Origin of the sequence: Enterobacter sp. BIDMC 29, from assembly GCF_019378755.1 — a bacterium.
In the GTDB taxonomy this organism is placed as follows: domain Bacteria; phylum Pseudomonadota; class Gammaproteobacteria; order Enterobacterales; family Enterobacteriaceae; genus Enterobacter; species Enterobacter ludwigii.
The window spans coordinates 3,830,637-3,839,490 of the sequence record NZ_CP080000.1; the positions used below are offsets into that span (position 1 = coordinate 3,830,637).

At 55.9% G+C, this 8,854-nt stretch carries 8 protein-coding genes; all 8 read right to left on the bottom strand.

Going from position 1 to position 8,854, the window contains the following annotated elements; genetic code table 11:
• Positions 1–3: 3 nt before the first annotated feature.
• On the bottom strand, positions 4–1,356 hold the full coding sequence (wzyE, locus tag JTA15_RS16925) for an ECA oligosaccharide polymerase (protein WP_020882888.1): 1,353 nt from the start codon (positions 1,354–1,356) through the stop codon (positions 4–6).
• Entirely contained in the window at positions 1,353–2,432 is a 1,080-nt protein-coding gene (locus JTA15_RS16930; protein WP_181240261.1) for a TDP-N-acetylfucosamine:lipid II N-acetylfucosaminyltransferase, read from the bottom strand. Before JTA15_RS16930 ends, wzyE begins: the two co-directional genes overlap by 4 nt.
• Complete coding sequence (wzxE, locus tag JTA15_RS16935) at positions 2,429–3,679, bottom strand: lipid III flippase WzxE (RefSeq protein WP_219372525.1); 1,251 nt, start codon at positions 3,677–3,679, stop codon at positions 2,429–2,431. The genes JTA15_RS16930 and wzxE overlap by 4 nt, the downstream gene beginning before the upstream one ends.
• Position 3,680: 1 nt before the next feature.
• Positions 3,681–4,811, bottom strand: coding sequence for a dTDP-4-amino-4,6-dideoxygalactose transaminase (gene rffA, locus JTA15_RS16940; protein ID WP_020882890.1), 1,131 nt, complete (start codon positions 4,809–4,811; stop codon positions 3,681–3,683).
• 4 nt (positions 4,812–4,815) lie between these two features.
• Positions 4,816–5,493 carry a dTDP-4-amino-4,6-dideoxy-D-galactose acyltransferase gene (gene rffC, locus JTA15_RS16945; protein WP_219372526.1) on the bottom strand — a complete coding sequence of 226 codons (678 nt, stop codon included), beginning with the start codon at positions 5,491–5,493 and terminating at the stop codon, positions 4,816–4,818.
• Positions 5,490–6,752 carry a UDP-N-acetyl-D-mannosamine dehydrogenase gene (wecC, locus tag JTA15_RS16950; RefSeq protein WP_219372527.1) on the bottom strand — a complete coding sequence of 421 codons (1,263 nt, stop codon included), beginning with the start codon at positions 6,750–6,752 and terminating at the stop codon, positions 5,490–5,492. Before wecC ends, rffC begins: the two co-directional genes overlap by 4 nt.
• Entirely contained in the window at positions 6,749–7,879 is a 1,131-nt protein-coding gene (gene wecB / locus JTA15_RS16955) for a non-hydrolyzing UDP-N-acetylglucosamine 2-epimerase (RefSeq protein ID WP_113657079.1), read from the bottom strand. The genes wecC and wecB overlap by 4 nt, the downstream gene beginning before the upstream one ends.
• A 55-nt stretch (positions 7,880–7,934) precedes the next feature.
• Positions 7,935–8,854: ECA polysaccharide chain length modulation protein (wzzE, locus tag JTA15_RS16960; protein WP_255580121.1), on the bottom strand; the 920-nt coding region annotated here is incomplete at its 5' end.

Genomic DNA, 8,854 nt, shown 5'->3' on the forward strand with positions numbered 1-8,854 from the left:
TACTCACACTTGCGACAGCGTTGTGCTGCCCTGCGGCTCGCGCTTATGCACAAGCCCTGCACTGTCAAACAGCCAGTACAACAGTTTGGCCAGTAACAGGCAGATGCCAAAAACGACCATGAAGAAAACCACGCGCGACACGAATGAATCCAGCCCTTCACGCGCCAGAACGATCATATTGAAAATGGCACCAAAGCAGAAACTGTGCAAAATAGCCGCCTTATAGCGGTTTGTTTCTTCGTTGCCGCGCACGTAGAGCCAGTCAAACCACTTGATGATCAGCCCCACCACCACCGCCCCCGGCAGGATAAACCAGCTTCCCCCCATCACCACCAGCGAGCCAATCAACGTAGGTGAGATCGCAAGACCTGAGTGGTTGTTCAGCACTTCCCAGGTAAAATAGTTTGCCGTGTTGAGTACGACGCCGGGACGGTCTGGCCACAGCCAGGTTGGGATAAAGACATAAAAGTCGCGCACAATAGGCGCAAGGCCCTGGAAATCGATTTTGTCGTAGTTTTGCAGCAACAACGCCAGGTTTTCCCACGGCGAGAAGGTGTCGCGCGTGAGATAGAGGAATGTGTAAAACGCCTCGTCACCGGCTACGTTGAGCCCGTAGCGCTTCAGGGCAAGCCAGAACATACCAACAATGCCAAACACCCCAGCAGCCACCAGCATCCATAAAGAGATCCACCCGCGGATGATGCCGATAAACAGGAAGATTGCGAAAGCGATGATGATATTTGCACGCGTCCCTCCCACAATCATGTAGGTCAGGAAACCGAAGGCGACGGTACTCACCAGGAAAAACAGCCAGGCTTTGCTGTCCTGACGCAGGAAAAAGATCACCAGCATCGCCGGAATGAAGAAGTAGAAGAAGCGCTTAAGCGCCACGCCCGACACTTCGGCAGAAAAAATCTGGCTGTAGGACTGGAGCTTGAACAGCAGAAAACCATTGTGCATGAAGAAGATACCCACGCTTACCAGCGCGATCGTCATCAGCATCACCCACGTCAGGTGCGTCTCCACCCGGTTCATGGTGAAGAGCGCCCGGCGCGGCGCGGTGGATTGCGCTGAACGCAGGCGCGTTTTATAGGTGGCGTAATAGACGGCGTAGAAGCAGGTCGCTGCCAGGATCGCCTGGAGCAGGATCTCGGGCGGGGCAACGCTCACGTCAAACCGGAAGACCAGAATGCTGGTCAGCGGGAATCCGAAAAAGAAGGTCAGAAGAAACAGTAACGAGAAGAAGACGTTAAAGTTGAAACGCACCCGGCGAAACTCGAACCAGGTGAGCGTGGCGATGAATAAAGTGCTCAGAAGCCAAACGATCAGTAAGCCGCTGAATTGCAACTGGCTCATGCTTTGTCTCCTGCAGCGATACGCAGCGCGCGGTGCCACGGCGTGAGGTAGTTCGGGCTAAAGAAGTCGATGGCACTTTTGTCCACCAGCGCCAGTTGTCTCTGCGCTTCGCGGACCACCTCTTCGTTAAGCACATCGGAAGTAAACAGCACCGGCAGATGCTGCTCCGCCATGTCCTGCCAGAATGGGTTTTCGCGATTGAGTACGCAGGGCACACCCGCCTGAATCAGCAGACACAGCGTGCCAATTCCTTGCTGACGCGCAAAGATGAAATAGCCCAGATCGCACCGACGCAGCAGCGCAAGATACTCATCAAATTCCAGCTTATCGTGGAGAATGTGCACATTCCCGGCGCTAAATAACGCGAGTGCCTGCTGGCGGACCTCATCGATATAGGCATCGTTATTGGCCGGATACCCCATCGGCACAATCACATTGACGGTGTCGCCAAACTGCTGATGTACCGCCCTGAGCGCGGCAAGATGTTCATTGCTGCGATCGCCTGAATTACCCACCAGAATCGTCAGTTTACCCTCGCGCGGCGTATCATTCGCCATGTTGTTCAGCGCCGGGTTCATTCGGGTCGGGAAATAGAGTAGCTCACCGCGTACGTCAGGGTGGCGTTTAGCAAAATAATTGAGATCGCCACGGGTCGCGAAAACGCATCCCACACGCCCCTGCGCCATGCGCCGCAACGGGTAGAAAAGACGGAATTTCCAGCCGCTGGAGACTTCGTAGAGATCGGCTCCCCAGATATGCCAGCTGCACTGCGAAGGTTTGATCCCCCCGCTCAGGAGCGCCAGCCACAGGCCGGTATTAAACTGCCCATGGAAAAAGAAACGTTGCTCACGATCCGCTTTGGCTTTGGCAACAACCGCCTTCGCCAGCGCAGCCTTGTCCGGCCAGAAAGAGAGTGTCAGCGTCGGACACGCCACGCTCAGGCCATTATCCTGACCGGCAACCATAAACTCACGAGCGTCGGGATCCCCCGATGCCAGTTCATCATTGAAGAACCGTAACACGGTCTGGTTATGGTGTGGGATATCCGATCCCAGTATGTGAATCAGTGCAGTCATGCGCGTTTACGCCAAAGTAAAAATACGCCGCAACAGGCAGCGAAATAAACGATATAGGTTGCCATATAGGCCTGAGCCGCCCCCAGCGCACCGTGTGCCGGGATCAACCAGTGTGAGAATGCGGTCAGTAATGCAAACTGGCTGATTTCCGCCAGGATATACAACCGTAGCGAGGCTTTCGCAATCACCAGATAACCAAAAACGTAAGCCCCCACTTTCAGTACATCGCCCACCAGTTGCCAGGCAAACAGATCGCGCATGGCGGTAAACTTCGCGGAGAAGAGCAGCCAGATGGCGACATCGCGCAATAGCCATATGGTTAAACTGGCTGCCGCAACGGCGGGAAGGACAAACCGCAGTGAGCGGGAAATTTCGCGCGTGATATCCTGCCTGGAGGTCAGGCGCGATAAGGTTGGCAGCAAATAGACGCTAAAGGAAGCCGTTATAAATTGGAGGTAGGCATCGGAAATACTGCTCACCCCTTGCCAAATCCCAACTTCGTCCCAGCTGTAATGCGCCGCCAGCAGGTTTCGCATCATCACATAGGCGACGGGGAGCGTGACGGAGGTGATGAGCGCCATCAGGGTAAATTTTCCCAGCTGGCTTGCCAGCACCTTATCCCATTGAGGTTTCAGGTAACTCAACGGAATGGTGCCCCGACGCATTAGCATGAACGCCGCCGGAACGACCACTAATGCCGGTACCAGCGCCAGCCCCAGCAACGCGCCTTCATAGCCGCCCAGCCGATAGCAAAAATAGTAGGCAATCACGCCGATGACGCTGCCGAGGATTAACGCCAGTGCGTTCCCGGCCGCATCACGAAAGCCTTTCATCAGCGCCAACAGCAGGTTAGCCCAGGCAATGCCCAGCTGAACCAGCGCGACCAGACGAACCAGCCCCTGATAATGGGTGTGACCAAATAACCCCTGGCTTATGGGTGCCGCTGCCAGCAGGAAAATAACCGCCATCAGGGTCGAAAAGCCGGTGACCATCGCCGAGGATGTACCGACAACACGGCGAAGCTGGGCCGCATCATCATGGTACTGCGCAACGTATTTCGTGACGCCGTTGAAAATCCCTGCGCCGGCCAGTACCCCAAGGACGGTCACAAGCTGACGGAAATTCCCCGCCAGCCCGACGCCTGAAGGGCCGAATGAGACGGCCAGCAGCTTGACGACCAGTAGCCCGGCGCCAATTTTGACAAGTGTGGACGCGGCGGTCCACACCGATGCTTTTGCCAGAGACATATCAGCCGAAATAACTCAGAAGGGTGTTAATCACCGTACGCTGGTTAACAGGCGCGAGGTTGTAGAACAGTGGCAAACGAAGCAAACGCTCACTTTCTTTCGTGGTGTAGCGATCTTCACCCGCGAAGACCCCAAATGCCTCCCCTGCCGGGCTGGAGTGCAGCGGGATATAGTGGAACACCGCCAGAATTTCGGCTTCTTTTAGCCAGGCAATCAACTTGCTGCGATCGTCGTTATCGCGCAGTTTGATATAGAACATATGGGCATTATGGACGCAATCAGCCGGAAGGGTCGGCAGCTCAATTCGCCCGGCTTGTGCCAGCGGTTGCAGCGCGTCGTAATAAGTTTGCCACAGGGACAGGCGCTGAAGATTAATGCGGTCCGCTGCCTCCAGCTGCGCCCACAGGTATGCCGCCTGCAGATCGGCCATCAGATAGCTTGAGCCAATATCGCGCCAGGTATATTTGTCTACCTGCCCCCGGAAGAACTGGCTGCGGTTGGTGCCTTTTTCACGGATCACTTCCGCGCGCTCGACCAGCGCACGGTCGTTAATCAGCGTCGCACCACCCTCGCCACCGGCGGTATAGTTTTTGGTTTCGTGGAAGCTAAAGCAGCCGATATGGCCGATCGTTCCCAGCGCTCGACCTTTATAGGTCGACATCACGCCCTGAGCGGCATCTTCAACCACGAACAGGTCATGTTTTTTGGCGATCGCCATGATGGTGTCCATCTCACACGCCACACCCGCGTAGTGAACCGGCACAATCGCGCGCGTTTTGTCCGTGATTGCCGCTTCAATCAGCGTCTCATCAATGTTCATGGTATCCGGGCGAATATCCACAAAGACGATTTTCGCACCACGCAGGACAAAGGCATTCGCTGTAGAGACGAAGGTGTAGCTCGGCATGATCACTTCATCGCCCGGCTGGATATCCAGCAGCAACGCCGCCATTTCCAGCGATGCGGTACAGGACGGGGTCAGCAGGACTTTAGCGCTGTGAAACCGCTGCTCCATCCACTGCTGGCAGCGACGGGTAAAACCACCGTCACCACAGAGTTTGCCGCTGCCCATAGCAGACTGCATATAGTCGAGTTCGGTGCCCACGACGGGTGGTGCGTTAAATGGAATCATCTTGTCACCTGTATAACCAGTAAGCGGTGGCGTCGATGTTGGCACCACTCGCGATATAACGTTTAAGCGCGGCGGTGTTGCCCATCTGGGTTGCCACCCGCAGAGTCAAAAGCTGTTGCTGCTGCGCCCAGTGAAGCGCCGCCTGCATGAGTTTTTCGCCCATGCCGCGCCCGGCTAATAAACCAATACGCCCCTCGTTCGCGTTGAGCTTACGAAGCGAGACAAATCCCTCAATCTGGCCGTCTGCAGTGCGAAATACCAGGCACACATGGTCAAAGGTGCCTTTTACCGCGTTCTCTACCCACTGGGCGTAGAAACGCCCACTGTCGTCCGGTGCATACCACGGTGCGCGAAAACGGCTCCGGGCAAACGCCTGCGCCGCCATCTGACGCAGCGCGGGGATATCCTGCTCCGTTGCCACTTCCGCACCGGGCGAATCATGGCAGACGAGCGTAATGGACAGATCAACCTCGCCTTCAACCAGCTGAAAACCTTGTTGCTGGAGCGCATCGAGCAGGTCGGCACGGTCTGCGGGGATCCTGGCCTGTACCCGCGACCAGGCGGTGAAGTCGGCCTCAGTCAGAACCGGCGCATCGTCGCGCAGGCGTACGATGGCTGATGGCAGACCAAAAAAGGCACTCTCCCACTCAAGGGACTCGAGAACCCCCTTCAGGTGGCTCAACGCCAGACACCTTTCGTATCAACCACATACTGTTGGCGTACGGCATCACCGGACGTCGCTTTAAATTCTTTATGATCCACCAGCAGCACCAGCACATCCGCCGTCGCCAGCGCCTCATCCAGCGCGGTCAACGTACAGTGGCCCGCCAGTTTTGCCGGCAGTTCATGAATATTGGGTTCAACCACCAGCGTTTCGCCGGTGTGCCAGCCAGCGATCATCTCTGCAATCTCCATCGCCGGGCTTTCGCGTAAGTCGTCAATATTCGGTTTGAATGCCAGACCAAAGCAGGCAATTTTCAGCTCACTGGCGCGTTTGCCGCTCTCAGCCAGACAGTCCGCTACGGTGGCTTTCACCTGACTGAGCACCCAGTGTGGCTTGCTGTCATTCACTTCACGCGCGGTGCGGATCAGGCGGGCCTGCGCCGGGTTTTGCGCCACAATAAACCACGGGTCGACAGCGATACAGTGACCGCCCACGCCCGGGCCAGGCTGGAGGATATTTACGCGCGGATGGCGATTCGCCAGGCTAATCAACTCCCAGACGTTAATCCCCTGATCGGCGCAAATCAGCGACAGTTCATTCGCGAAGGCGATATTCACGTCCCGGAAACTGTTTTCCGTGAGCTTGCACATTTCGGCGGTGCGGGAGTTGGTCACCACACATTCGCCTTCAAGGAAAATCTTGTAAAGCGCGCTGGCGCGTGCAGAACAGACTGGCGTCATGCCACCGATCACGCGATCGTTTTTAATCAGCTCTACCATCACCTGACCTGGCAGCACGCGCTCAGGACAGTAAGCAATATTGATATCAGCTTGCTCGCCCGCCTGCTGCGGGAAGCGTAAGTCAGGTCGGGCTTGCGCCAGCCACTGCGCCATCTGTTCGGTAGCACCGACGGGCGAAGTGGATTCCAGGATCACCAGAGCCCCTTTTTTCAGGACCGGTGCAATCGATTTTGCCGCCGCTTCGACGTAAGCCATGTCGGGCTCATGGTCACCTTTAAAGGGGGTTGGCACCGCAATAAGATATGCATCCGCCTCGACCGGCGTCGTGCTGGCACGCAGGAATCCGCCATCAACCGCCTCTTTCACCACGTGGTCGAGATCGGGCTCCACGATATGAATTTCGCCACGGTTAATGGTTTCCACCGCACGCGCGTTGATATCCACGCCCACAACCTGTTTTTGACGGGAGGCAAACGCTGCCGCGGTGGGCAAGCCAATGTAGCCAAGACCAATGACAGAGATGGTAGTAAAACTCATAGCGTTACCCGATTGTGTTTAAGTGCATGCAAAATACGGCCACAAGCCTGCCCATCGCCATACGGGTTATGGGCCCGGCTCATCGCCTGATACTCTTCGTCGTCGTGAAGCAGGCGCGTCACCTCTTCGACGATCAGCTGTGCATTGGTGCCGACCAGACGTACCGTGCCCGCTTTCACCGCCTCCGGGCGTTCAGTCGTTTCACGCATGACCAGCACAGGCTTGCCGAGAGACGGCGCCTCTTCCTGAATACCACCGGAATCGGTCAGGATCAGCCAGGCGTGGTTCATCAGCCAGACAAACGGCAAGTAGTCCTGCGGTTCAATCAGCAGGACGTTTTCTATATGCCCAAGGATACGATTGACCGGCTCGCTGACGTTAGGATTAAGGTGCACCGGGTAGACAATCTGCACATCCTGATTCTGCGCGGCGATTTCCGCCAGGGCATGGCAGATTTGCTCAAAGCCGCGTCCAAAGCTCTCGCGACGGTGGCCGGTGACCAGAATGGTTTTTTTGCCATTGTTCAGGAAGGGGTAGCGTGCGGCGAGTTCTTTCTGAAGATCGTTGTTTGACAGCACGCGGTCACGAACCCAAATCAGGGCATCAATCACCGTATTCCCGGTGACAAAGATTTTGTTGTCGGCAATATTTTCACGCAGCAGGTTCTGTCGTGAATTTTCGGTGGGCGCAAAATGGTACATCGCCAGATGGCCGGTGAGTGTGCGGTTGGCCTCTTCGGGCCACGGCGAATAAAGGTTGCCGGTACGCAGACCCGCCTCAACATGGCCGACAGGAATTCGCTGGTAAAACGCAGCCAGGCTGGTTGCCACCGTGGTGGTGGTATCGCCATGCACCAGAACCACGTCAGGTTTGAAGGACTCCAGAATCGGCTTGAGCTCTTGCAGAATACGGCAGGTTATCTCCGTTAACCCCTGCCCCGGTTTCATAATATTGAGATCGTAATCCGGGACGATAGAAAAGAGAGTTAAGACCTGATCGAGCATCTCACGGTGTTGGGCAGTGACGCACACTTTCGCTTCAATATCAGGATCACTGGCCAGCGCATGAACCAGAGGTGCCATCTTAATGGCCTCCGGCCTGGTGCCAAATACGGTAAGTACTTTCACATCGATTCTCTTCGATTAAACGATGAAGGCCGCAGCCTTCATCGTAGACGGCGTTTTAGTTAGTGCGACGACGCGTTAACGCCACGCCTGCGCCAGTCAGTGCACCCACAATCCCCCACATGATCATCAGGAATGCGCGGCGCGGACTATCGCGTTTTACAGGTTCTTCAGGCGTTCGCAAATAACGATAGGTCTGAAAACGCGGGTCCATTGTTGGACCGACATTCAGGGTGTTCAGCATCGCGCGGTTTTGATCGTAGTCGAGGTCAAAATCAGGGCCAACGGCCTGGAGGTTTTCCAGTCGAGCCTGCAGCATTGGGCGCCCGAGAAGGAACATTTCTGAATCAGGCAGTTCATCTGCCGGCACGTCCGTCTCGGTGCGGGAAATATTGTGCTGTTCGGCAATTTTCAGCGCCTGCTCAATATTGTGTACACGGCGGGCGAAGATGGCTTTAGCCACCTCTTCCTGACGTTTAACCTGCGCTTTCATCTGGATAGTACGGGCAGCCCAGGCACCTTTCAGCTCTTCATTAAGGTGGCTTGCCGCACGCTGGCTGGCAAAGGCAACGTACTGGCGCAACAGGTTATTGGCATCCGGCGCGGTTTCGGCAATCAGCTTGACGCTGTCGTTGACGTTACGCAGCGCATCTCCCGGCATAAACTGAATGTTGTTAATCATGTCATCCAGCAGCGCGGCATCGGCTTTACTGTTGCCCACCATCCGTTGCTTGTAATAATCCGTCTGGCTCCAGAAATCACGGCGCGTATCCCAGGAAGCCAGCTGCATCACAAACTCTTTATAGGCCTCATCCATGACGGAAGCCTGATCTGGGGTGGCCAGATTGGCTTTGATATCCAGGTTACGCAGGAACTGCTGCTGGGAATAGAACCCCCCGAGCATATTAACCGTTGGTTTATCAGTGATTGCCGTAGCGCTCCACTCTTGTTTTGCAAAGAAGGTGTAGGCCAGCGCTA

Bases quoted from the DNA above. Each gene is read 5' to 3' on its own strand.
- wzyE (WP_020882888.1), bottom strand. From the start codon at position 1,356: ATGAGCCAGTTGCAATTCAGCGGCTTACTGATCGTTTGGCTTCTGAGC.
- JTA15_RS16930 (WP_181240261.1), bottom strand. From the start codon at position 2,432: ATGACTGCACTGATTCACATACTGGGATCGGATATCCCACACCATAAC.
- wzxE (WP_219372525.1), bottom strand. From the start codon at position 3,679: ATGTCTCTGGCAAAAGCATCGGTGTGGACCGCCGCGTCCACACTTGTC.
- rffA (WP_020882890.1), bottom strand. From the start codon at position 4,811: ATGATTCCATTTAACGCACCACCCGTCGTGGGCACCGAACTCGACTAT.
- wecC (WP_219372527.1), bottom strand. From the start codon at position 6,752: ATGAGTTTTACTACCATCTCTGTCATTGGTCTTGGCTACATTGGCTTG.